Source organism: Bartonella sp. CL71SXKL (genome assembly GCF_042194935.1).
Taxonomy (GTDB): Bacteria; Pseudomonadota; Alphaproteobacteria; order Rhizobiales; family Rhizobiaceae; genus Bartonella.
This window is the reverse complement of the sequence record NZ_JBHINI010000010.1, coordinates 20,638-44,679: the sequence shown is the minus strand read 5'-3', so window position 1 is coordinate 44,679 and position 24,042 is coordinate 20,638. Positions and strand designations below refer to the sequence as shown.

The following is a 24,042-nucleotide window of genomic DNA, read 5'->3' as shown; positions in this document are numbered from 1 at the left end:
ATACAATTTTAGTTAAGTTTACATTTATTAAAACAGAGAAGCATTTTTAAAAACTTTTAAATACTACCGCTAAAATTTTTGTATCATCAATATTAAATTTATACTCTCTTAAGCAAGAAGTGGCATTTTATCTGCTATACGATTAAGATAAAGTGATTAGTGTTATCGTTTGCATTACGGATGATGTGATAGTTTAAAATAGAAAGTTTATCCTCTTTGACTCTTTTACAGATTGTTATTGGTTTTGTCCTCTTTTTTTTTATTGCATCTATGTTGGCAATCTACACCTATGGGCGTTTTGTGAAAAATGCTAGGGGGCAGTGTTCTTATGCGTTACCTATTCAGAAAGATGAAACTAAGCTTGATCGTATCGTCAGTCAATTAGCTGAGGAAGAAAATGGATTGGGGATTGATAAAGATGCCCTTTCCCTCATTATCAGCAATTTGGATGCGTTTTGCGTTCGTGCAATAGGAGCTGCAGAGGCTGGGCGTAGCCTTGATCTGATGTATTATATTTGGGACGATGATTTAACGGGGCGCCTATTATTAAGTGAAATAGTTGAGGCAGCAGATCGGGGTGTTCGGGTACGGCTTCTTTTGGATGATATTAATGCTCAGGCACGTGATCCAGCTTATATTGCGCTAGATAAACATCCTCATATTGAGGTGAGAATGTTTAATCCAGGGCGATCTCGTAAAGGTGGTTTACGCCGTGGTTTAGAAATTATATTACGGGCAATTACCGTAACACGTAGAATGCATAATAAAGCTTTTATTGTTGATGGCAGGGTCGCTTTTGTAGGAGGACGTAATCTTGCAGATTCTTATTTTGATGCTGGTAAAGAATCTCATTTTCGAGATTTAGATTTGATGTTAATCGGTCCCTCTGTTAAAAAGGTAGAAAGTATCTTTGATGATTTTTGGAATAGTGCTGTTGTTTTACCAATTCATACTTTGGTTGTTCCTAAAAGCGCAAGTGATCTTAGCTATTGGAAAGATAAATTACGAAAGTTTCGTGATTCCAAGGTTGCAAAAGTTTATTTAGATTATGTCAAAGAGCACATTAACTTTAATTGTTTTATCCAAACAGGAAAGCGGTTATTTTTAGCAGACAAAGTTGTTGTTCTTTCTGATCCTCCAGAAAAAGCATTGCGTAAAAAAGCAAGCAATTGGCTTATGAAGGCACTTTCAAAGGTTATTGGAAATGCCCAAAAAACGGTTCAGATTACGTCACCTTATTTTGTTCCTGGTAAGGTTGGCACGCAGAATTTTAGTAATTTGGTTTCAAAGGGTGTTGATGTCAAAATTCTGACAAATTCTTTAGCAGCTACTGATGTAGCATTAGTGCATGGTGGTTATGTACCGTATCGTAAGGCATTGTTGAAAAGTGGTGTTAATCTTTATGAATTAAAAGCGGAAGGCAATACTCATGGGTTACGATTGTTTCGATCGAGTAAGGCAAGTTTACATGCCAAAGCTTTTTTAATTGATCGTAAAACAGCTTTTATTGGATCTTTAAATTTTGATCCAAGATCAGCATCATTAAATACAGAAATGGGCATTCTTTTTGAATGTGCTCCCATTACAGCAAGATTAGATTTGTTGTTTTCTGAAGAAACCACAGGGGAAATGAGCTATCATCTGCGTCTTGGTGATAATAATCGTATTTATTGGGATTTTATTGAAAATGAAAAAAAATATAGCATTGACTATGAGCCAGAAAGCAATTTTTGGCGTCGCGCATTTGCAAAAATAATAAGTTGGTTACCTATTGAATCACAATTGTAAATTTTTATAAACCACACTTAAAAAAATATTTTATTTTTCTTTTCATTTTGTTTGTAGCATGGCATAATTTTTTGCCAATCTACCATGTATGAGAACCGCAGTTGTATTTTAAAGCTCCTTGCGGTGTTTTATTATAAAAGGAATTTTGCTATGGCAAAGATTGTTGAAACGGGGACAGGTGCATTGGCACTGACTTTTGATGATGTACTTTTACAACCCGGTCATTCTCTTGTTATGCCTAGTCAAGTGGATCTCAGTACGCGCATTGCAGCGGATATTAAGCTCAATTTGCCATTGCTTTCTGCGGCAATGGATACGGTAACAGAATCGCGTTTGGCTATTGCGATGGCTCAAGCTGGTGGTCTTGGGGTTATTCATCGTAATATGTCTCCTGCAGAGCAGGCAGAAGAGGTCCGCCAAGTAAAAAAGTTTGAATCTGGTATGGTTGTTAATCCAGTCACCATTGGACCAGATGCAACACTTGAAGAAGCAAAATCTTTGATGCGCTCTCATGGTATTTCCGGTATTCCGGTTGTTGAAAATGGTGCTAAAGGTGAAACTGCTGGACGGCTTGTTGGCATTTTGACAAATAGGGATGTACGTTTTGCATCGGATCCCAAACAAAAAATTTATGAATTAATGACGCATGAAAATTTAATCACAGTGCGTGAAAATGTTCAACTCAATGAAGCAAAGTATCTTTTACACCATCATCGTATTGAAAAATTATTAGTTGTGGATGAACAGAATCGTTGTGTCGGACTGATAACAGTTAAGGATATTGAAAAAGCAAAATTAAATCCAAACGCTGCCAAAGATTCGCAAGGTCGCTTGCGTGTTGCAGCTGCAAGTAGTGTAGGGGACGATGGGTTTGAGCGGGCTGAACGATTAATTGATGCAGGTGTTGATATTCTAGTGATTGATACTGCACATGGACATTCTCAGCGTGTATTAGACACAGTTGAGCGTATTAAAAAAATGACGTTTTCTCCAGCCATTATTGCTGGTAATGTCGCAACTCCGCAAGCAACACAGGCTTTGATTGACAGTGGTGCGGATGCTATAAAAGTTGGTATTGGTCCTGGTTCTATTTGCACAACGCGAATTGTTGCAGGTGTTGGTGTTCCTCAGCTTGCAGCCATTATGAGTGCGGCAGAAATTGCTGATAAGGTCGGTATTCCCGTTATTGCTGATGGGGGGATAAAAGCTTCGGGTGATTTTGCTAAAGCCTTAGCAGGTGGGGCTTGTGCTGCTATGATTGGCTCTCTTTTAGCGGGTACAGAAGAAAGCCCTGGTGAAGTTTATCTATATCAAGGACGATCCTTTAAAGCTTATCGCGGCATGGGATCTGTTGGTGCTATGGCACGAGGATCGGCAGATCGCTATTTTCAAGATGATGTTCGTGATGAACTTAAGTTGGTTCCTGAGGGTGTAGAGGGGCAGGTGGCTTATAAAGGTCCTATAGCATCAGTTCTACATCAGCTTGCTGGTGGACTTCGTGCTTCGATGGGGTATGTTGGAGCAAAAGATCTTGTAGAGTTTCGTGAAAAAGCAACGTTTGTACGTATTACGAATGCGGGACTCCATGAAAGTCATACGCATGATGTTTCTATCACACGAGAGAGTCCAAATTATCGTGGGCCAGTTTAAAGATACAAGATCCTAATGTCATATTGCATAAATATAAAATCTTCCGAGAATAAGAAAGAGAGACTGCGCTTTTTTCTGTTTGTAATTTGGTGTAATAATCCCAAAAAGGAAAGAATTAGAGGTCAAAACTCTAATTCTTTCTGTTAAGACTATATGAAATAAGTTATATAAAATTAGAATTAACTTTTTGTTGTCTTCCGTCCAGTCTTTGACGCACGTTGGCGAGTGTTTGTCTGATCACTTTGGATGGATTTCTTTCCGTTGTTTGAGGGCATTGTATTATGACGGCTTTTAGACGAAGTTGTTTTTCCATTATTATAAGTCATTATTTTCTCCTTTTAAATTGTCTGGCAGTTGCCATTAGAGTAAAAACGGTCATGCCAAATAGTGGTTCCAAGCATTTTCTAAAAAGTTAATTTTTTGTTGAACGTAAGATGAAATTGTTTAATTTTATGAGAAGACTTTTTCTATTTTTTCAGCAGGATAGCCGTACAAAGATGGGAGATATTTGATTTTTTCGTAATGCATGGCGGAAATAAGTTCTTTATGGATGGCTACGTATCTTTTAGCATAAGAGGTAGAAGGATAAAAAGCGAATGGGCAGAAGATGAAAGGAAAAATCTAGATACTCTAAATTGGATTTTATAAAAAAGTATGATCAGATCATTTTAATATTGAATGTAAATTTTTTATGGCTTTGAGAAGGTTCCATTGGCAAGAAGACGATAATATTATTTTTTTAGATGATTTAAAATTTTATTATTTTAATGGGAGAAATGAATGCGATTAGGTGGGCGTTTGCAAGCAGCAATAGATGTTCTCAAAGAGATAGAAATGAAGCATCGCCCAGTAGGAGCAGCTTTAAAGGATTGGGGGCTTTCTCATCGCTTTGCTGGAGCAGGTGATCGCGCAGCTATTGGTACAATCGTTTATGATGTTTTAAGACGACGTTATTCTTTACAATGGCGTATGGAGAGTGATGATATCCGAGATATCGTTTTTGGTGCCTTATTAGATTATGGAAAAATGACGCTGGAGCAAATTGACGGTGAGTTGGCAGAAGATCGGTTTGCACCACAGTTATTAGGGGCTAAGCAGCGTAAATCGTGGCAAGGTCAGCAATTAGTGGATGCTCCAGACTATATTCGTGGTGATATTCCACAATGGTGTCAAGCGCATCTGCGTCCTTTATTTGGTGATAATTGGATCACTGAAGCGGCTGCGTTAGCAACGCGTCCTTCTTTAGATCTACGGGTAAATAACCTAAAGGCAACACCAGAAAAGGTGCTGAAAGAATTAGCAAAAACCAAACTTAAATCTTTTCCATGGTTTGGGCAAGCTTTAAGAATTGCACCGATTGAAAAGTTTAATCGTCATCCCAATGTTCAAGTGGAACAAGCTTTTCAAAAAGGACACTTTGAAATACAGGATTTAGGATCTCAAATTGTTGCTCACCTTGTGGACGCGCAAGAGAGCATGCAGGTATTAGATTATTGTGCAGGTGCTGGGGGCAAAACATTAGCTTTAGCTTCCGATATGAACAATCGTGGACAAATTTATGCTTATGATTCCGATAAAGCGCGCTTAGCTCCTATTTTTGATCGTCTTCGACGCGCTGGTGTTCGTAATGTACAAACACGAGCACAAAAAGAAGAATTGAAGCCATTAATAGGCCAGATGGATAGAGTTCTACTAGATGCACCATGTAGTGGGACAGGAATATGGCGTCGTCGTCCAGATGCGAAATGGCGTTTAACATTAGAACAGGTGAAACAACGCCAAACAGAACAGAGGGCTATTTTGAATGAAGCGATAGCTTATCTTAAGCCAAATGGGCGCCTAATCTATATTACCTGTTCTCTTTTTACAGATGAAAATGAGGAACAAATTTCCCATTTCCTTCAACAACATTCTCATTTTTCTCCAATAGATATGCCAGCGCTTTGGCAGAAACATTTTAGTTTTTCTCCTGTGCAACCAGTTTTTTCAAATTATGGACTTACTTTGTCGCCAGCCACAACACAAACAGATGGGTTCTTTTTATCTGTGTTGCAAAAAAAACATTGATCCATATTTTTGCACTTTTTATCATAAACTTTACGAGAATAATCTTTTTCTTAAGAAAACAGGCTTGTGAAAAGAGAAAGATTAAATCATAACTCTCATGAGTTTTCTTTTACAATTGTTGATTGGTTTTCTATGAGCATATCACATCCAGACACTGTTCTTATTATTGACTTTGGTTCACAAGTTACACAACTTATTGCACGACGGGTACGAGCAATGGGGGTATATTGTGAAATTGCTCCTTTTCAATTGGCTTTAGAAGTTGTGCGCCGCATAAATCCTAAAGCTATTATTTTATCAGGGAGTCCTTATTCCGTTATTGATGAGGGCTCTCCGCGTGCTCCAATGGAAATTTTTGAGGCGGGTATTCCGATTCTGGGTATTTGCTATGGTGAACAAGTCATGTGTGTTCAGCTTGGAGGAAAGGTTGAAGTTGGGCATGAGCGTGAATTTGGGCGTGCTTTTTTGGAAGTGCAAGAAGAGAGTGCCCTTTTTGATGGAGTGTGGAAAAAAGGTTCTCGTTATCAAGTATGGATGAGCCATGGTGACCGTGTGGCAGCTTTACCAGAAGGTTTTCGTGTCATAGGAACCTCAAAAGGAGCTCCCTATGCGGCTATTGCGGATGAAAAAAGACATTTTTATGCGGTACAGTTTCATCCTGAAGTTATCCATACACCGAATGGTACAAAACTTTTGCAAAATTTTGTTCATAAGATCTCTGCTATTACAGGCAATTGGTCAATGGCTTCTTATCGTGAGCAGGCAATTGCTACGATACGACAAAAAGTTGGGAAAAGTCGTGTGATTTGTGGTCTTTCAGGGGGAGTGGATTCATCTGTTGTAGCGGTACTCCTTCATGAAGCTATAGGAGATCAACTGACATGTATTTTGGTAGACCATGGGCTGATGCGCAAGAATGAAGCTGAAGAAGTTCTCACGCTCTTTCGTGATCACTATAATATAGAGCTTATTCACGTTAATGCTGCTGATGTGTTTCTTAATGCTTTAAAAGGTGAGACAGATCCAGAAAAAAAACGCAAAACAATTGGTCGCCTTTTTATTGAAGTTTTTGAAGAAGAAACGAAAAAAATAGGAGGTGCAGAGTTTTTAGCACAAGGAACACTTTATCCAGATGTTATTGAGAGTGTGTCTGCTATTGGTGAAACGGTAACCATTAAAAGCCATCATAATGTGGGTGGGCTACCAGAACAGATGAAGATGAAACTTGTAGAACCGTTACGTGAGCTCTTTAAGGATGAGGTTCGCTCGCTAGGACGAGAGTTAGGGCTACCGGAGCAGTTTATTGGTCGCCATCCTTTTCCAGGTCCCGGCCTTGCAATTCGGTGTCCAGGTGCTGTAACACGTGAAAAATTAGAAATTTTACGCGAAGCAGATGCTATTTATCTTGAGGAAATCCGTAAGGCCGGTCTTTATGATGAAATTTGGCAAGCTTTTGCTGTTCTTCTTCCAGTTCAAACTGTTGGTGTTATGGGGGATGATCGCACTTATGAATTTGTTTGTGCTCTTCGCGCTGTCACATCTGTAGATGGAATGACCGCTGATTTTTATCCCTATGATATGGCATTTTTAAGTAAGACAGCAGCACGTATTATTAACGAAGTTAGAGGGATTAATCGTGTTGTATATGATGTAACCTCAAAGCCTCCTGGTACTATTGAATGGGAATAATTGAAATGAAGAATAAGCCTTTATCTGACAATCTGTACGTCAATATCGTTTAAAATTGAGAAGTGTGGGATTTTGCATGTCTGAGAAAAAAATTGTTGCACACCGTGGAGGAGCTCATCTTTATCCTGAAAATACCCTTTCAGCATTTAATAATGCTATAGCGTTAGGTGTTGATGAAGTTGAATGCGACGTTCATTTGCTGAAAAGCGGTGAAGTGGTTGTCTTTCACGACTTCCGTTTAGACCAATTGGTTGGGAAAAAGGGGTATATTCACGACATTGATAATGAAACACGCAAACAACTCTGCGTGAAAGGAAGCCAAGAAGCACCTCCCTTATTAGAAGAAGTGCTTGATCTTTTAGCACCAACGAATGTTGCATTGCATCTTGAAATCAAAACATGTGGTGAAGTGGAGCGTGAAACAATATTATCCCAAAAAGCGCTTGCACTAATAAAAAGCCGAAATTTATTAGAACGGGTTTCTGCAATTAGTTTTGATCCTTTTATCCTTCGTCCTTTTATTGAAGCAGGAATACCATCTGGTCCATGTGTTGATAATTTTGAAGGTGATATGTACCGTCATTTTTCTGAATGGAAGCAATTAGGTTATTCTGATCTAAGTTTAGATGGCTCCATTGTTTCACAGAACTTTATTGAATCAGCTCTTGAGGCTGGTTTTACTGTAGGGGTATGGACAATTAATGGAAAAGCTCGGTTATCACATTGGCTTGATATGCCTGTACATTACATTACGACAGATCAACCTGATCTCGCATTGCAATTGTGTGCACAAAGGTAAAAAAATACATCAACACAAAAGGAGCTATATATCCTCATAAAGCTAGCGTAATGGAAGAAGAAAAATTATCTAATATATAACAATAACACATTGATTTATAATGATAATTAATAGTTTGTTCATGTGAATAAGAGTCTTTAATACGTGAGTTTCTCTTATTTCAAGTCTTTTTACAATGAATCAATCAAAATCATTCCTTTGCACATTACAAGCAGAGTTGGTGTGTGGATAAAAAATGATTGAGAAAAGAATGAAAATGTTCATTGAACGTATTTTAAATGCAAGATTTGTTGAAGCATTAGGGTCTCACATGATGATGTCGTTTTGCACTTTTATGAAGTGTAAAAGTGATGGTATACAAAAAGTCTTATATACTTTAGTGGAGAGGCTTTATGGCTTATATTATAGGAGCTATCACGAAATGTAGATGTATTGAAAGATTTTTTTACAGCATGGAAATTGGTCATACATTGTCATTTTGTTTTGCGTGAGGGGCGTGATCTTGTTACAGGGAAAGAGACTATTAAGCGCTCAAAATGATTTTTAATTTTAAGAAAAGTTTTATTTGTCTCTTCGTTAATACATAAGAATGCTTATAAAAGAAAATGAATAAATTTAAACAAATTCATTTGACCTTTTGGTGGTTCCTGTTTAAATGAGAGAATATGTTTCTGAAATAAAACTGTCATAGCATGTTCATGTGTAATACTATAAATTTAGGGGTAGTTTGTATTCCATCACTTCAGAAAGGGTGAACCATGAGTCGTTTTTATCTTTCCATAGCGGCCACGGTTGCTATCATAATGTCCACAGCGGGAATAACAGCAAGTTTTGCGCAGACAAAAATCAGCTTTTGGCATTCTATGAGTGGTGAATTAGGAAAGCAAACTGAAAGTCTCATTAACGATTTTAATGCAAGTCAATCTGAGTATAAAGTTGTTTCTTCATATCGCGGTGAATATGAAGAGGGGTTGATTTCACTTATTGCAGCATTTCGTGGAAAGAAACAGCCAGTACTTGCCCAAATTTATGACGTTGGTACTGGAACTATGATGGCTGCAAAAGGCGCAATCTACCCATTTTATCAACTTATGGCTGATACAAAACAAGAATTTGATCCTACAGATTATTTCCCTGCTATTAGTGGTTATTACTCCGATGAACAGGGGCGTATGGTTTCTATGCCATTCAATATTTCAACACCCATCCTTTATTATAACAAAGATATCTTTAAAAAAGCAGGGCTTGATCCAGAACAGCCTCCTAAAACGTGGCAAGATATAGAAAACTTTTCCAAAAAAATTCTTGAGACTAAAGCAGCAACTTGTGGTTTTACAATGGCTTATGCCGCTCAATGGATTGGTATAGAAAATTTTTCAGCGTTGCATAATGTTCCGTTTGGAACGAAGGAAAATGGCTTTAAAGGACTTGATTCAGAACTTACATTTAATGGACCTTTACAAGTGCGTATGTGGACTGACCTGAAAAAGTGGTCTGATCAAGGTATTTTCCGCTATGGTGGTCCAGCAGGTGCATTAGATTCAACACCAATGTTTATGGCACAAAATTGTGCAATTTTTATGCAATCTTCAGGATCACATGCTGGAATTGTTTCTGAAGCTCAGTTTAATGTGGGGGTTGGTATGCTACCGTACTATAAGGATACAGAAGGAGCACCACAAAATTCAGTTATTGGGGGAGCTTCTATTTGGGCGTTTAAGGGCCATACCCCAAAGGAATATGCAGGGGCAGCCGCTTTTCTTAAATTTCTTTCGAAAACAGAAAATCAAGCAAAATGGCATCAGGAGACAGGTTATCTTCCAACCACAAAAACGACTTATGAATTGAGTAAAAAACAACATTTCTATGAAAAAACGCCAGGTGCGGATATAGCTATCAAACAGATTAATCTTAATCCACCAACAGTTAACTCAAAAGGGATAAGATTTGGTAATTTACCACAAATCCGTGCCATTCTTGATCAAGAGTTGGAAGCTGTTCTTAGTGGTTCAAAAACGCCGAAAGATGGTTTAGATGAGACCGTTGAACGTGGAAATAAACTCTTGCGTGAATTTGAAAGATCTAATCATTAATTTCGTTTTATTGTTAAACATTAAAGACTCAACAAAAACAGTTGAGTCCTTTTTGTTTACCTTTTTAAAGTCTCTACATTTAAAGAGCCCTACGAATGCAAGAAAAACATGCATATTTTAAAAATAATCTACTTTCTTATGGACTGCTTTTTCCTCAGCTTTTTGTGACTTTTTTGTTTTTCTTTTGGCCTGCTGCTCAAGCAATAAAATCATCTTTTGAGCGTGAAGACCCTTTTGGCTTTACAACAACCTTTATTGGTTTTGAGAATTATCTAACCGTTCTTTCTGATCCTACTTATCGGCAATCGCTTCTTACAACCGCAGTATTTTCCATCTCAGTTACTGTCGCTTCAATGACAATATCACTTCTCTTAGCTGTCTGTGTTGATCGTGTCATCCGTGCAAAAAAGGCTTATACAATGCTTTTGCTTTGGCCCTATGCTGTTGCTCCAGTATTGGCAGGTATATTATGGCTGTTTATCTTTCATCCCACTATCGGAATTATGCCTTTTCTTCTCGAGAAAATAGGAGTGCTATGGAATTATCGTATTAATGGCACTCAAGCAATGATTCTTATTGTCATTGCGGCTAGTTGGAAACAAATTTCTTACAATTTTCTCTTTTTTCTTACAGGTCTTCAGTCTGTTCCGCGTTCTCAAATAGAAGCAGCCGCCATTGATGGTGCTGGTCCTTTTAAACGATTTTGGACAGTGGTCTTCCCGCAAATTTCACCAACGACGTTTTTCCTTCTTATTGTCAATGTCAATTATGTTATGTTTGATACTTTTGGTATTATTGATAATACAACTTCTGGAGGTCCTGCGCGTGCAACGAGCATCCTCGTCTATAAAGTATATGACGATGGCTTTAGAAATCAAATAATCGGTGCATCAGCAGCACAATCAACAATATTGATGTTGATGGTTATTGTCTTAACGTTTATCCAGTTTCGCTGGATTGAGCGCCGTGTACAATATTAGGAAACAAATTATGGTTGAAAATCGCCCTGTTTTGAAATTTCTAACCCATATTACTCTCATTGTTGGTATTATCATTATTTGCTTTCCAGTTTATGTTGCTATCATTGCATCAACTCATAGTTCAGCAGCATTTAACTCAGGAACACTTCCTCTTTTGCCTGGGAAATACGCTCTGGAAAATTATAAAACAATCTTTGGTGATGGCCTTGCACGGCTAGGTTTGCCCAACCTCTGGCCACTCTTAATGAATTCATTCATTATGGCTCTTGGGATTAGTATTGGAAAAATTATTATTTCACTTTTGTCTGCTTATGCAATTATTTACATGCGCTTTCCCTTCCGAAAAACTGCTTTTGTTCTTATTTTTGTTACATTGATGCTCCCTGTCGAAGTTCGTATTCTTCCAACCTATGAGATTGTTGCAAAATTGGGGATGGTTAACACCTATAGTGGAATGATTATTCCACTTATTGCATCTGCAACCGCTACATTTTTATTTCGCCAGTTTTTTTTGACTGTTCCAGATGAACTCTTAGAGGCGGCACGTGTTGATGGTGCAGGTCCAGTTAAATTTTTTAAGGATATCCTTCTTCCTCTTAGTAAAAGCAATATCGCTGCTTTATTTATCATTATGTTCATTTATGGATGGATACAATATCTCTGGCCTCTTATCATCACAACGGATCAAAATCATCAAACGATCCTTATTATTTTAAAACAGCTTATTGTCGAATCACTTCAACATGATCCTCAATGGAATATACTCATGGCAGTATCGGTTGTTGCCATGGTTCCCCCTGTTCTTGTTGTTATCTTCATGCAGCGGCTTTTTATCAAAGGCCTTATTGAAACGGAGAAGTAATTGTGGCCATAATCCAGTTATCAAATATAAAAAAACAGTATGACAACGGCATTCTGGTCATTGATGATTTAAACTTAACTGTTGCCGATAAAGAACTTCTTGTTCTTGTCGGTCCTTCAGGGTGCGGAAAATCGACCTTATTACGTATTATAGCAGGACTTGAACAAGTTACCTCAGGTGAATTATGCATTGATAACGAATGTATCAATGATCGTGAACCCGCTGATCGTGATATCGCTATGGTTTTTCAAAATTATGCCCTTTATCCCCATATGACAGTTCGTGGAAATTTAGAATATGGTCTTAAAAATCGCAAAACCCCTAAAGAAGAAATTAAAAAACGTATCGCACATGCTGCAAAGCTTTTGGAGATAGAACCATTTCTTGATCGTAAACCACGACAATTATCAGGAGGACAACGCCAGCGTGTTGCAATGGGGCGTGTGATTGTACGTCAACCCCGTGTTTTTCTCTTTGATGAACCTCTTTCAAATCTTGATGCAAAATTACGGGCACAAATGTGTATTGAGATAAAAACACTACAGCGTTCATTAGGAACAACGAGCCTCTATGTTACCCATGATCAACTAGAAGCTATGACATTAGCTGATAGAATAGTCGTTTTGAATAAAGGAGCTATCGAGCAAATTGGAACACCAATGGAAATTTACGATACTCCAGCAACAACATTTGTTGCTGATTTTATTGGTTCTCCTCCTATGAATTTTCTTGATCGCCATGTCTTAGAACAACATTTAGGGCATTCATTTACTTATGGCGAAGAAACTGATCTTTTAGCATTCAGACCTGAAATAATCTTATTGGGCGAACATCCAGATAAAGGACCAGTCTTTCACACAAAAATTGAGCTTATCAAGCCTATTGGAACAGGTTGCCATGTTTTAACGCGTTGGAATGGTATCATCTTTACGATTGAAATAAAAGAACGCTTGACACACGACTATGGTCAAAAACTAAGTTTCACAGTTGCTCATCAGAATTTTCATACTTTTAATAAAAACACAGGAAAGCGCACAAATAATAAGTAAGCATTAATTGATGTGACACGACTCTCTTTTATGCTGCCTCATGATAATGTTGCGTTTTGACTTTCTCGATTACATTTACAAAATCAGGTTGTAACCGATGGGATTAAAAACAAAAATTTAATAGTTTTGGTAATAATCCATTGTCCCATGGCGCTGAGAATTTCAAAACATTTATATGAAAAAATTTTGCGGTTTCACGGTCTGTAAGAAGAATATTATTTTCAAACATCATTTTCATTATAAAAAATATCAATATAGAATAAATCTTTATTAACCATATTTTTATTCATTTATAATTTTATTATAAAAAAACAACATATTATCATATGTTTCTTGATGTAATAATTTATGTATCTTATAAAAAGTAAATGAGAGAAATAGAGAGAAAAATGCGTCACAGATAAGGGAGGATGCACCCCATATTTTAGCTTTGATCCCTAACATAAGAAGTCTATTTTATCCACAAAATACGACGCTGTTCTAAATAGTCTGTACGAGAATAGGCGCATTCTATTTTACTGCTGACCATATGATCTAAAATGGTTTCAGAGCTCCTATAAGAAGCATTTGTTTTTTCTACCAATCACATAAATTAGAGAGAAACCTATGCGCGCATGCTACAAGTTTATTTTTTCTCATGTAAATCACTATGCAATTCTCAGCGAGGGTATCTGATAAGTTGCAAAAAAATTACTGAGAGATAGAAGGCGTGCTTGTTTTAGAATTTTCATTACTGTTAACGATAAAAGCAGATGAAACACATCTGTAACATCTCATCGATCTTTCTATATTCTTGAGTTAAAAATTGCCTATAGATCATCCTAAAACAGATCTTTATGAATATAACATAAGGGATTGGTGCGAACACCTATAAGAATCAGCAGAGACAAAGACAGTTATATTATTGTTTTGCAAAGCATTTTATAAAAACTGGTATATTTTTTCAATATATTGCCAGTCTATTAATGGTTTTATGATATTATTTTCTTATAAAGCGCGTGCTTTTTTGTTGCTTATAAATCAACCTAAACTTTATACAGCAGTATGTTTGAGACAAATATGAAGACGGTTCGGTGTTGTATTTAGTTTTGTATGTCAGAGTGGAATAAGCTTGTCTTCTTATGTAATTTCTAAAATGAGGAGACAGCTTAATTTAGGGAGAATATGAAAGCATCAAGATAAAAAATAGTTTCTATCCTTAGCCTCATCTTTTAATTTAGTATTGCGATTTTCAAAAAAAATCTGAGCCAATGTCTCTTACATAATGGAGATTACGCATTGCTGAACACATTTTTTTATTATGTTCTTTGAATAGAATTGCACCTCTCATACAAAACAGAATACCTAAACAGAAGGCTATTGGGTTGCCAATTCACGCACTTGTTTTAAAAAATATCTTGCAAGGTTGTTCCAACTATTTTTTCACGCAGTCTTTTATGAGTGGTATAACATAAAATCCACAGTGTATCGCCATCTTTATGCTTATAAAAGTGCAAGCTGGGGACATCATCATACTCTCTTTCAGTCTCCAACATTGCAACAATTATTGTGTTGAGACTCTTTAGAAGAGGCATTTTTTCTTCAAGTGGTTTTTATTCATACGCTAATCCCATTTGCATGTTATAAATGGAGTTGGATAGATAAAAATATTTTAAGAAAGAGACACCAAATGCTTCTTATGAATCGTTTCAAGTGTCGAGAGTTATTGTAAAAGAATCATTGAAAAGTAGAGTGCTACTGCTAATGATTTGGGCACCATGAGGTAATAAATCCACTTACTTTATCTATCTTAGAATCTATTGAATATAAATTTCTCTGTAAAAGTCACTTTATTTCATATCAATGTTATCAATTATAGATGTTGGGCATCATTAGTAATATAATCATAGACTTATGATTTTATGAACTCTTTTTTATCTCTTTTGTAGAAGATCTTAATGTTTTGTGATGGCATCAATGATGGTATTCACATTATGTTCCATCATATCGAGATAAGTTGCTGCTGGACCATTTTTGTTTGACAATGCATCAGAATAAAGTGTTCCACCAATTGTTAAACCTGTTTCTTTTGCAATCTGTTTTATGAGACGGGGATTAGAGATATTTTCAACGAATAGTGCAGCTGCTTTATTCGCTTTAATTTGTTTGATAAGTTTAGCAACATCGGCTGCGGATGCTTCAGCTTCTGTTGAAGCACTTTGAGGGGCAAGGATAGTAAAACCATATTCCTTGGCAAAATAGCCAAAGGCGTCATGAGATGTGATAATGATACGTTTATCTTTAGGAATAGTAGCAATTTTTGTTTTCAGGGTATCTTGTGCTATTTTAAGTTTTTGAATGTAGGTTTCGGCATTTTTTTTGTAGCTGGTGCAGGATTGTGGATCGATTTTACAAAAAGCAGCAGCGATATTCTTCACATAGATTTTGACATTGGGAATGGTTTGCCAAGCGTGTGGATCAATAACGCTGTGGTGGTGATGGGCATTATGTTCTTGATTTTTCATTTTGAGGGAGGGAATGTTAGCGCTAACTTCGACAAGAAGTGCTTTTGTACCACTTGCTGTAATGAGGCGATCAATAAATCCTTCTAAATGAAGCCCGTTGATGAAAATAATTTGAGCATTTCTAAGAGCTTGAGCATCATGGGGGGTAGGTTCATAAGTGTGGGTATTCGCATTGGGACCTACAAAAGTGGTCATAGAGATATGGTTGTCTCCTACATTTTTGACGAGATCTGCGAGAATAGAAAAGCTCGCAACAACTTTGATTTTATTGTGTGCAGAAGCAGAAAATGGAGAAAGGGCAAGCAATAAAGCTCCAAGAAGAGCAAATTTTTGAGCAAACTTAGGCACATTTTTTTCCTTAAAGTGAGGAGGTATAAAAGAGGTGGGGAAACCATGTTACAATAAAGCCACGTGGACTTATCAAACAGGAAACAAGATAAATAAATCCTGCGGCAATGATGATAGCAGGGCCGGAGGGAAGTGAAAGATGAAAAGAAAGCAGAAGACCACATACGCTAGAAATGATTCCAAAAAGAGTGGAAAGCGCGCAAATAGGGCCTAGCCGTGAAAACCAAAAACGGGCTGTAATGGCTGGAATCATCATAATGCCAACGGAGAGTAATGTTCCTAGTGATTGAAAGCCTCCAACCAGATTCAACACCACAAGTCCAAGCAATGAAATATGAATATATTTACTCAATGGAGAGAGTGATTTAAAAAAGAGGGGGTCAAAGCTTTCTAAAACGAGTGCACGCCAAAAAATACAAAGGCTGCATAGTGTAATCAGCATTATAGTAGCGATTAACCAAAGGGCTTGTGCATCAAGTGCAAGAACCGATCCGAATAAGAGATGAAGCAGCTCAATTGTTGAGTCTTTCAGTGAGATAATAATGACACCTGCCGCGAGTGCAATAAGATAAAAGACGGTCATGGATGCATCTTCTTTCTGAAAGCTGTTTCGTGAAATCAAAATGGTTGCTAAAGCAACAATAAGACCAGCGAAGATGCCACCAAGTGTCATAGATATGAGGGAAAAACCACAAATCAGAAAAGCAGTTGCAACACCAGGAAGAATGGCATGAGAGATAGCATCTCCTGTCAAGCTCATTCCACGGAGCATCAAAAACACACCAACAGGACAAGCGCTAATAGACAGGAAAATAGAACCGATAAGGGCGTTTTGCATAAATTGGAAATCAACAAAGGGGGCAAGAAAAAATGCATACACGTCTTATAACCTAAGAAAGAGAGGATCATTGATGGGAAGATTTTGTTTTTGTGCGCTAACAGGGAAAGAATTGGATGAGAGAGGTGGCATAACGTGATGAATGGTGTTGTTTAAAAACTGTGTTGTTTCTCCATAAAAGGCGTTTTGTTGATCAATTTGAATCATTTGGGGGAAAAATTCTTGCACGATGAGAGGGTTATGGAGTGCGGTGAGAATTGTGCGTCCTTGCTGTTGCCAGTATGTGATCAGTGCAAGAAGGTCTTTTTGGGTACTATGATCTACACCATTGAAAGGTTCATCAAGCAAAATAATATTGGCATCTTGCACAATGATACGTGCAAAAAGAGCGCGTTGTAATTGCCCGCCTGATAATGTTTCAAGTGAACGGGGTGCGAGTTCTGTAAGCCCAACCATTTTAAGCGCATTTTGAATCTTAGAATCATAAGGGCGTTGATTTTTCCATAATCCACAAAAAGACCACAGTCCTGTTTTTACAAGCGTTTTCACATCAATTGGAAATGTTTGATCTATATCACATTGCTGAGCAAGATAAGCAATGCGACTTTTTTTTTGTTTTATAATTTTTCCCTTAAGAGGTTTAATCAATCCGGCGATGGCTTTTAGCAGTGTCGATTTTCCAGCGCCATTATCACCTGTTATTGCGACCAATGAACCAGCTTTTAACTTTGCTGAAAAGTTCTTTATTGCTATTCTATTCCTATAGCCTAATGTTGTCTTATTGAAGAGCAGATCCATATTTTTTACCATCGTTGCTTATTATTTTGGAAACTATGTAATAATATAACGTTTGTCAACAAAATGTTATATTATTACATAGTTTTGAGTACTGAAAATTTTAGTGGGAAGATCGTGGAAAATTAAAAATAATAATTGAATTCACCTTGACGAAAGAGAGAGAGTATATACTATATATAGTATCAAAATGATTGGTGATTCTAAATAAGCACAAGAGAGGGTGTTAGTGTGTTTCGTTTGGTATCTAAGTTATTTCCATTATTGTAAAGAGTTTATTGACCAAGGGTATAGCAGTATTTTTGCTGAAGGATCTCTTTTGGAAGGATTCCCTTTCATTTTTGTAATTGATTTTTGCCGTAAAAGAGTAAAACAGAGCTCTTGGAAGACGGTAGTTTAGAACGTTAGTTTTTTAGACAGCAGGAGGGAATTGTAATGCAAGCAAAAGATTGTTTTATAACTAGGGGGCTTTGCCATTTAAGTTGTAGAATAATCTCTTATTCTCATCATAGTCTTTGAAGTTATTTGATGAGGAATTCTGTTATATTCAGGAAGCTGTGTACTATTTGAAAAATAACCACATGCTTTGCGTACAATTTCTATTTTTTGTTATTCTTGAGTACCTATAAAATTATTAGATTGACCTTTGAGGGTTGATTGTTTGGAATTGTGAAAGTTGAAGAAAATGTCGATCACTATTTATAGTAAACCATCTTGTGTCCAATGTGATGCTACACGCCGCGCTTTTGATGCAAAAGGCATTCGTTATCGTGTTGTTGATATTTCCTGTGATGAACAAGCATACAGTTTTGTTCAATCTCTGGGGTATCGTCAGGTTCCTGTCGTTGTTTGTGGTGAAAATCATTGGTCTGGTTTTAGACCAGATATGATTAGTGGTCTTTGTGCTTAATGGGGCTTATTGTTTATTATTCGAGTGCAACGGGTAATACACAGCATTTTGTCTCGCAGCTTGGTCAACGACTCTTCAAAATTGATAAAAGAAAGCCTTCTGCATTGGTTGGTGAACCTTATGTACTGGTTGTTCCTACATATGCAGATGGTGAAGGAAGAGGGGCAGTGCCGAAAGCCGTTGTCCAGTTTCTTAATGAAGCTGAGAACCGAAAATTAATTTGTGGTGTTATTGGCGGTGGGAATCGTAATTTTGGTCGCTATTATAATTTAGCAAGTAAAATTATTGCTGAAAAATGTTGTGTACCTTGCCTTTATCGTTTTGAGCTGCGTGGAACTGATGAAGACGTTATTTATGTAAAAAAGGGATTGGAAATATTTTGGAAACAATTAGTATAGGACAATCGCAGAAATCGGATCAGATTACTGATTATCATGCGCTGAATGCAATGCTTAATCTTTATGATGAAAATGGTCATATTCAATTTGATATGGATCGGCTTGCCGCACGGCAATATTTTCTTCAGCATGTTAATCAAAATACAGTTTTTTTTCATAACCTGAGGGAAAAAATAGATTACTTAATAGAAGAAGGTTATTATGAAAAAGCTTTATTTGAGCTTTATGATTTTTCTTTTATTAAAAAACTTTTTAAACGTGCTTATGCATTTAAGTTTCGTTTTCCTACCTTTTTAGGCGCATTTAAGTATTATACCAGCTATACACTGAAGACTTTTGATGGGAAACGTTATCTTGAACGTTATGAAGATCGCGTCTGTCTTGTAGCTTTATATTTGGCACAAGGGAATAAAGCTCTTGCTGAAAATTTTGTGGATGAAATTATTACAGGACGTTTTCAACCGGCAACACCGACATTTTTAAATGCTGGGAAAAAACAACGAGGTGAATTGGTTTCGTGTTTTTTGCTACGTGTTGAAGATAATATGGAATCGATAGGTCGTGCGGTTAATTCGGCTTTGCAGCTTTCAAAACGTGGTGGAGGTGTGGCGCTTTGTTTAACGAATTTGCGGGAAGCAGGGGCACCAATTAAGCAAATAGAAAATCAGTCCTCAGGTGTTTTACCGGTGATGAAACTCTTGGAAGATTCTTTTTCTTATGCCAATCAGCTTGGGGCACGACAGGGGGCTGGAGCTGTTTATTTGCATGCTCATCATTTAGATATTATGAAATTTTTGGATACAAAGCGTGAAAATGCTGATGAAAAAGTTAGAATTAAAACGCTTTCGCTTGGTGTCGTTATTCCTGATATTACTTTTGAGCTTGCACGGAATAATGAGGATATGTACCTCTTCTCATCGTATGATATCGAGCGTGTGACAGGTAAGCCTTTTAGCGATATTTCTTTAACGGAGCATTATCGTTCTTTTGTTGATAATGCAAAGATTCGTAAAAAGAAAATAAGTGCACGCGTTTTTTTCCAGACATTAGCGGAAATTCAATTTGAGTCAGGTTATCCCTATATTTTATTTGAGGATACTGCTAATCGATCGAATCCGATAGCTGGGCGCATAAGTATGAGCAATTTATGTTCAGAAATTTTGCAGGTGAGTGAGGCGAGTGAACTGGAGACAGATTTAACTTATCGCACGATTGGAAGTGATATATCCTGTAATCTTGGATCCATGAATATTGCCAAAGCAATGGAAAGTCCTGATTTTGGACAGACCGTGGAATCTGCTGTTCGTGCTCTTACTGCTGTTTCGGATATGAGCAATATTGCCTGTGTGCCTTCCATTGCGAAAGGCAATGCTGAAAGTCATGCGATTGGTTTGGGACAAATGAATTTGCATGGGTTTCTAGCGCGTGAGCAGATCTATTATGGGTCTCCAGAAGCGATTGATTTTACCAATATCTATTTTTATATTGTGACATATCATGCCATACGGGCTTCCAATTTAATTGCGCACGAACGTCAAGAAATGTTTGCAGGGTTTGAAAAATCAGCTTATGCAGATGGAAGTTTTTTCGAAAAATATATTGAAAAAGAATGGAAACCGCAATTTGCGCTTGTGCAAGAGCTTTTTGCACGGAATAATATTGTTATCCCAGATCAAAAGGATTGGCAGGAACTCAAAAAATTAGTTATTGAGTATGGGCTTTATAACCGCAATTTGCAGGCAGTTCCACCTACGGGATCTATTTCCTATATTAATCATGCCACTTCTTCTATTCATCCAATTGCTTCAAAAATTGAAATTCGCAAAGAGGGAAAAATTGGGCGCGTTTATTATCCCGCTCCTTATATGGATAATACGAATTTGAATTTTTACCAAGATGCTTATGAGATTGGCCCTGAAAAAATTATAGATACCTATGCTGCTGCAACACAGCATGTTGATCAAGGTCTTTCATTAACATTATTTTTTCCTGATACAGCGACCACACGTGATATTAACCGCGCACAAATTTATGCTTGGAAAAAGGGTATCAAGAGTATTTACTATGTACGGTTACGGCAAGTAGCATTAAGTGGAACGGAAGTTGATGGCTGTGTTTCTTGCAGTTTATAGGAGATCATCATATGACAAAGATTACAACCAAAAATCCTGTTGTGTGCGCTGTTAATTGGAATAGATTACATGATGAGAAGGATCTTGAAGTATGGAATCGCTTAACTGGGAATTTTTGGTTACCTGAGAAGGTTCCACTTTCCAATGACATTCCCTCATGGTCAAGCTTAACGGATGAAGAACGTAAATTGACAATTCGTGTTTTTACAGGACTAACGCTTTTAGATACAATTCAAAACACTGTAGGAGCCATTTCGCTTCTGGCTGATGCGATAACAGAGCATGAGGAGGCAGTTTTGACGAATATTGCCTTCATGGAAGCGGTTCATGCACGTTCTTATTCCTCTATTTTTTCAACCCTTTGTTCGACGGTAGAAGTTGATGACGCGTTTAGATGGTCAGAAGAAAATATTCATTTGCAGAAAAAGGCTAGATTAGTACTTGAGCGTTATGAAGCAAATGATCCACTTAAGAAAAAAATTGCTTCGACTTTGCTGGAAAGCTTTTTATTTTATTCTGGTTTTTATTTGCCCATGTATTGGGCCAGTCGCGCTAAGTTGACCAATACAGCAGACCTCATTCGACTAATCATTCGTGATGAAGCAGTCCATGGTTATTATATAGGTTATAAATTCCAATTGGGCTTTGCAAAGCTTGATGAAGCCAAAAGACAAGAAATTAAAGATTTTGCTTTTAACCTGCTCTTTGATCTTTATAACATTGAGTGCAAATATACTGAAGATCTTTATGATGCGCTTGGATTGACAGAAGATGTTAAAATTTTTCTTCATTATAATGCAAACAAGGCTTTAATGAATTTAGGTTTTGAAGCTCTTTTCCCCCCTGAGGTTTGTCGTGTTAATCCCGCTATTTTGGCAGCTTTATCACCAAACTCTGACGAAAATCATGACTTTTTTTCAGGGGCAGGTTCTTCTTATGTCATCGGCAAGGCGGTTGCTACCACGGATGATGATTGGGAATTTTAATGTTTGCATGCAAATAGAAGTGCGCGGGGTATTCCACTTAGATCTTTGCGCACTTCTAAACATTGAAAACCATTTTTTTCGAACAAATTGCAGACTTCATTTTCTTGAGAGAAACCAATTTCAACAGCGATATAGCCGTTTTCTTTTAAGTAGTTGGCTGCTTCATGGGCGAGTTTTTGATAAAAATCAAGTCCATCTTCTCCTCCTATCAGAGCGCGCAATGGGTCATGTAAGCGCACTTCTTTTGCAAGTTTTTTGATATCTTTTGCGGGAATATAAGGTGGATTGGAAACAATAAAATCAAAGCGATCTGCGACAGAATCAAACCAGTCGCTAAGAAGAGGTGTGAAGCGGTGTGCTACTTCAGCATTTTTTGCATTTTTTTTTGCTGTTCTAAGGGCATCTTCAGAAATATCGACTGCCACCGCATAGGATTGGGGAATTTGTTTAAGGAGTGCAATAGCAATGGCGCCACTTCCTGTTCCCATATCAAGGAATGTTGTTTTTCTCGAATTTTCGACCTGTTTTTGGAGAAAAGGGAGAACAAGATCTATCAGCGTTTCTGTATCAGGGCGAGGTTCTAACGTCTCTTGAGACAATTTAAAAGATATACCATAAAATTCTCGTGCTCCTATAATACGGTAAACGGGTTCGCCTGCAATACGCCGTTGTAAAGCTTGTTCTATTTGTATAATATGCTCAGAAGATAGATGCATATCTGGTTTAGAAATTCTTTCAGCAGCATTTATTCCTGTTATCCATTCAACGAGTATTTTCGCATCGAGATCGGCTTCAGCAATTCCTTTCGTGCGCAATTTTTCTTGCATTTGTTGGATGACATTCTTGAAAGAATATTTGCTCAATTATTATCCATTTCCATCAGCAGTGTTGTTTGATGATCTGAGATGAGTGCATGAAGAAGCTCATCAAGATCTCCCTCTAGAATGCGATCAAGCTTATACAAGGTTAGATTAATACGGTGATCCGTGACACGTCCTTGTGGAAAATTATAGGTACGAATACGTTCTGAGCGATCACCAGAACCAACTTGGCTTTTACGAGAAGCTGAACGTTCACTTTCCGCTTTTTGTCGTTCGATATCGAATAAGCGTGCCCGTAAAATTTGAAGGGCTCTTGCTCGGTTTTGATGTTGTGATTTTTCTGCTTGTACGACCATAATTCCTGTTGGAATATGCGTGATACGAACAGCTGAATCCGTTGTATTAACATGCTGTCCTCCTGCTCCGGATGCACGCATTGTGTCGATACGAATATCTTCAGGACGAATATCAATATCAATATCTTCAGCTTCTGGAAGCACAGCAACGGTAGCAGCAGATGTATGGATACGTCCACCTGTTTCTGTTTCAGGGATGCGTTGCACACGATGAACCCCTGATTCATATTTCAATTTAGAAAAGACACCTTTTCCTGAAATGGTAGCAATAATCTCTTTATATCCGCCAACTTCCCCCTCACTAAGTGAAATAACTTCTACTTTCCAATGGTGAGCATGGGCATAACGTTCATACATGCGGAAAAGATCACCGGAAAAAAGTGCTGCTTCTGATCCACCCGTTCCTGCACGAATTTCAACAATAGCGTTTTTTTCATCAGCAACATCTTTAGGCAAAAGCAGAATCTGGAGTTCTTTTTCAAATTGCTCTACTTTTTTATATAACGATGGTAGCTCTTCTTGGGCAAGATTACGCATCTCTATATCTGTTTGTTTATCGTTGATAATCGTTTCTAATTCTGTAATCTCTTCGTAAAGAGCATTTAATGCGCGTATAGAGGCAATAACGGGTTGTAGTTCTGCATATTCAGAAGCTAATTTGACATATGTTTCAGCATTTGGATTCGTCGTCATTTGGCTTTCAATTATTTCAAAGCGCTTTTCAAGCTGTCTCATACGATCTTGTGGCAAGGAAACCATGATAATATTGGCCTAATTTTTTATAATACAATTTTTTATAATATTTTGTTGCAATGATTTTTTGTTATAATATTGGCAATGAATTACCGTATAGCATCATACAAAGAGGGGTAATAAAGCAATTCTTTTTTTTTGCCAATGAAAACTATTATATTTTAAAGGTAAATTTTTATAAAATTTGATTTGCCTGAGGTCTTTTATCTAATGATATATGATCA

At 37.3% G+C, this 24,042-nt stretch carries 19 protein-coding genes and 1 pseudogene; 13 read left to right on the top strand and 7 right to left on the bottom strand.

The genetic code is table 11. The features are described from left to right. The first annotated feature begins 216 nt into the window (after positions 1 to 216). Both ACFILA_RS06510 and guaB read left to right on the top strand, forming a co-directional pair. Entirely contained in the window at positions 217 to 1,788 is a 1,572-nt protein-coding gene (locus ACFILA_RS06510) for a phospholipase D family protein (RefSeq protein ID WP_375657919.1), read from the top strand. 150 nt (positions 1,789 to 1,938) lie between these two features. Continuing rightward, positions 1,939 to 3,438, top strand: a complete 1,500-nt coding sequence (guaB, locus tag ACFILA_RS06505; protein ID WP_273790618.1) for an IMP dehydrogenase — start codon at positions 1,939 to 1,941, stop codon at positions 3,436 to 3,438. 179 nt (positions 3,439 to 3,617) lie between these two features. On the opposite strand, the gene ACFILA_RS06500 is transcribed toward guaB, so the two are convergent. Then, a complete protein-coding gene (locus tag ACFILA_RS06500; protein WP_375631092.1) occupies positions 3,618 to 3,764 on the bottom strand; it encodes a hypothetical protein in 147 nt (48 codons plus the stop codon). A gap of 454 nt (positions 3,765 to 4,218) precedes the next feature. On the opposite strand from ACFILA_RS06500, the gene ACFILA_RS06495 reads away from it, so the two are divergent. The 7 genes from ACFILA_RS06495 to ACFILA_RS06465 all read left to right on the top strand — a co-directional run bounded on the left by ACFILA_RS06495 (position 4,219) and on the right by ACFILA_RS06465 (position 12,977). Continuing rightward, on the top strand, positions 4,219 to 5,505 hold the full coding sequence (locus ACFILA_RS06495; protein ID WP_273790617.1) for an RsmB/NOP family class I SAM-dependent RNA methyltransferase: 1,287 nt from the start codon (positions 4,219 to 4,221) through the stop codon (positions 5,503 to 5,505). 132 nt (positions 5,506 to 5,637) lie between these two features. Further along, positions 5,638 to 7,194, top strand: a complete 1,557-nt coding sequence (gene guaA, locus ACFILA_RS06490; RefSeq protein ID WP_375643383.1) for a glutamine-hydrolyzing GMP synthase — start codon at positions 5,638 to 5,640, stop codon at positions 7,192 to 7,194. Between the two features lie 76 nt (positions 7,195 to 7,270). After that, on the top strand, positions 7,271 to 7,993 hold the full coding sequence (locus ACFILA_RS06485; RefSeq protein ID WP_375660849.1) for a glycerophosphodiester phosphodiesterase: 723 nt from the start codon (positions 7,271 to 7,273) through the stop codon (positions 7,991 to 7,993). Positions 7,994 to 8,751: 758 nt separating this feature from the next. Next, positions 8,752 to 10,086 carry a sn-glycerol-3-phosphate ABC transporter substrate-binding protein UgpB gene (ugpB, locus tag ACFILA_RS06480; protein ID WP_375631091.1) on the top strand — a complete coding sequence of 445 codons (1,335 nt, stop codon included), beginning with the start codon at positions 8,752 to 8,754 and terminating at the stop codon, positions 10,084 to 10,086. A 95-nt stretch (positions 10,087 to 10,181) separates the two neighbouring features. Next, positions 10,182 to 11,066 (top strand): sn-glycerol-3-phosphate ABC transporter permease UgpA, encoded by an 885-nt coding sequence (gene ugpA, locus ACFILA_RS06475; RefSeq protein ID WP_375643385.1) that lies wholly within the window; start codon positions 10,182 to 10,184, stop codon positions 11,064 to 11,066. A 10-nt stretch (positions 11,067 to 11,076) separates the two neighbouring features. Next, positions 11,077 to 11,928, top strand: coding sequence for a sn-glycerol-3-phosphate ABC transporter permease UgpE (ugpE, locus tag ACFILA_RS06470; RefSeq protein WP_375637593.1), 852 nt, complete (start codon positions 11,077 to 11,079; stop codon positions 11,926 to 11,928). Positions 11,929 to 11,930: 2 nt separating this feature from the next. Then, positions 11,931 to 12,977 (top strand): sn-glycerol-3-phosphate import ATP-binding protein UgpC, encoded by a 1,047-nt coding sequence (locus ACFILA_RS06465; RefSeq protein ID WP_375637594.1) that lies wholly within the window; start codon positions 11,931 to 11,933, stop codon positions 12,975 to 12,977. A 28-nt stretch (positions 12,978 to 13,005) separates the two neighbouring features. On the opposite strand, the pseudogene ACFILA_RS06460 reads toward ACFILA_RS06465, so the two are convergent. The 4 genes and pseudogenes from ACFILA_RS06460 to ACFILA_RS06445 all read right to left on the bottom strand — a co-directional run bounded on the left by ACFILA_RS06460 (position 13,006) and on the right by ACFILA_RS06445 (position 17,465). After that, positions 13,006 to 13,206 (bottom strand): annotated as a pseudogene (locus tag ACFILA_RS06460) (DNA-binding protein). A gap of 1,705 nt (positions 13,207 to 14,911) precedes the next feature. Continuing rightward, on the bottom strand, positions 14,912 to 15,829 hold the full coding sequence (locus tag ACFILA_RS06455; protein WP_375631087.1) for a metal ABC transporter solute-binding protein, Zn/Mn family: 918 nt from the start codon (positions 15,827 to 15,829) through the stop codon (positions 14,912 to 14,914). Between the two features lie 10 nt (positions 15,830 to 15,839). Further along, the gene (locus ACFILA_RS06450) at positions 15,840 to 16,709 is read right to left on the bottom strand and encodes a metal ABC transporter permease (protein WP_375631086.1); all 870 of its coding nucleotides are present in this window, start codon (positions 16,707 to 16,709) and stop codon (positions 15,840 to 15,842) included. A gap of 3 nt (positions 16,710 to 16,712) precedes the next feature. Continuing rightward, on the bottom strand, positions 16,713 to 17,465 hold the full coding sequence (locus ACFILA_RS06445; RefSeq protein ID WP_273790609.1) for an ABC transporter ATP-binding protein: 753 nt from the start codon (positions 17,463 to 17,465) through the stop codon (positions 16,713 to 16,715). Between the two features lie 682 nt (positions 17,466 to 18,147). Between ACFILA_RS06445 and nrdH the strand changes: the two genes are divergently transcribed. Genes nrdH through nrdF form a run of 4 tightly spaced genes read left to right on the top strand, consistent with a single transcriptional unit; the run spans position 18,148 to position 21,888 of the window. After that, entirely contained in the window at positions 18,148 to 18,372 is a 225-nt protein-coding gene (nrdH, locus tag ACFILA_RS06440; protein ID WP_273790608.1) for a glutaredoxin-like protein NrdH, read from the top strand. Next, positions 18,372 to 18,770, top strand: a complete 399-nt coding sequence (gene nrdI, locus ACFILA_RS06435; protein ID WP_273790607.1) for a class Ib ribonucleoside-diphosphate reductase assembly flavoprotein NrdI — start codon at positions 18,372 to 18,374, stop codon at positions 18,768 to 18,770. Before nrdH ends, nrdI begins: the two co-directional genes overlap by 1 nt. Then, the gene (nrdE, locus tag ACFILA_RS06430; RefSeq protein ID WP_375660848.1) at positions 18,752 to 20,902 is read left to right on the top strand and encodes a class 1b ribonucleoside-diphosphate reductase subunit alpha; all 2,151 of its coding nucleotides are present in this window, start codon (positions 18,752 to 18,754) and stop codon (positions 20,900 to 20,902) included. The genes nrdI and nrdE overlap by 19 nt, the downstream gene beginning before the upstream one ends. 11 nt (positions 20,903 to 20,913) lie before the next feature. Then, positions 20,914 to 21,888 (top strand): class 1b ribonucleoside-diphosphate reductase subunit beta, encoded by a 975-nt coding sequence (gene nrdF, locus ACFILA_RS06425; protein WP_273722534.1) that lies wholly within the window; start codon positions 20,914 to 20,916, stop codon positions 21,886 to 21,888. Here the strand turns inward: nrdF and prmC are convergent. Then, positions 21,885 to 22,751, bottom strand: a complete 867-nt coding sequence (gene prmC, locus ACFILA_RS06420; protein WP_375660847.1) for a peptide chain release factor N(5)-glutamine methyltransferase — start codon at positions 22,749 to 22,751, stop codon at positions 21,885 to 21,887. The genes nrdF and prmC overlap by 4 nt on opposite strands. After that, positions 22,748 to 23,824 (bottom strand): peptide chain release factor 1, encoded by a 1,077-nt coding sequence (prfA, locus tag ACFILA_RS06415; protein ID WP_375631085.1) that lies wholly within the window; start codon positions 23,822 to 23,824, stop codon positions 22,748 to 22,750. Before prfA ends, prmC begins: the two co-directional genes overlap by 4 nt. Positions 23,825 to 24,042: the final 218 nt, after the last annotated feature.

Bases quoted from the DNA above. Each gene is read 5' to 3' on its own strand.
- ugpA (WP_375643385.1), top strand. From the start codon at position 10,182: ATGCAAGAAAAACATGCATATTTTAAAAATAATCTACTTTCTTATGGA.
- ugpB (WP_375631091.1), top strand. From the start codon at position 8,752: ATGAGTCGTTTTTATCTTTCCATAGCGGCCACGGTTGCTATCATAATG.
- nrdF (WP_273722534.1), top strand. From the start codon at position 20,914: ATGACAAAGATTACAACCAAAAATCCTGTTGTGTGCGCTGTTAATTGG.
- ACFILA_RS06445 (WP_273790609.1), bottom strand. From the start codon at position 17,465: ATGGATCTGCTCTTCAATAAGACAACATTAGGCTATAGGAATAGAATA.
- ACFILA_RS06485 (WP_375660849.1), top strand. From the start codon at position 7,271: ATGTCTGAGAAAAAAATTGTTGCACACCGTGGAGGAGCTCATCTTTAT.
- ACFILA_RS06500 (WP_375631092.1), bottom strand. From the start codon at position 3,764: ATGACTTATAATAATGGAAAAACAACTTCGTCTAAAAGCCGTCATAAT.
- guaA (WP_375643383.1), top strand. From the start codon at position 5,638: ATGAGCATATCACATCCAGACACTGTTCTTATTATTGACTTTGGTTCA.
- prfA (WP_375631085.1), bottom strand. From the start codon at position 23,824: ATGGTTTCCTTGCCACAAGATCGTATGAGACAGCTTGAAAAGCGCTTT.
- ACFILA_RS06495 (WP_273790617.1), top strand. From the start codon at position 4,219: ATGCGATTAGGTGGGCGTTTGCAAGCAGCAATAGATGTTCTCAAAGAG.
- guaB (WP_273790618.1), top strand. From the start codon at position 1,939: ATGGCAAAGATTGTTGAAACGGGGACAGGTGCATTGGCACTGACTTTT.
- nrdI (WP_273790607.1), top strand. From the start codon at position 18,372: ATGGGGCTTATTGTTTATTATTCGAGTGCAACGGGTAATACACAGCAT.
- nrdH (WP_273790608.1), top strand. From the start codon at position 18,148: ATGTCGATCACTATTTATAGTAAACCATCTTGTGTCCAATGTGATGCT.
- ugpE (WP_375637593.1), top strand. From the start codon at position 11,077: ATGGTTGAAAATCGCCCTGTTTTGAAATTTCTAACCCATATTACTCTC.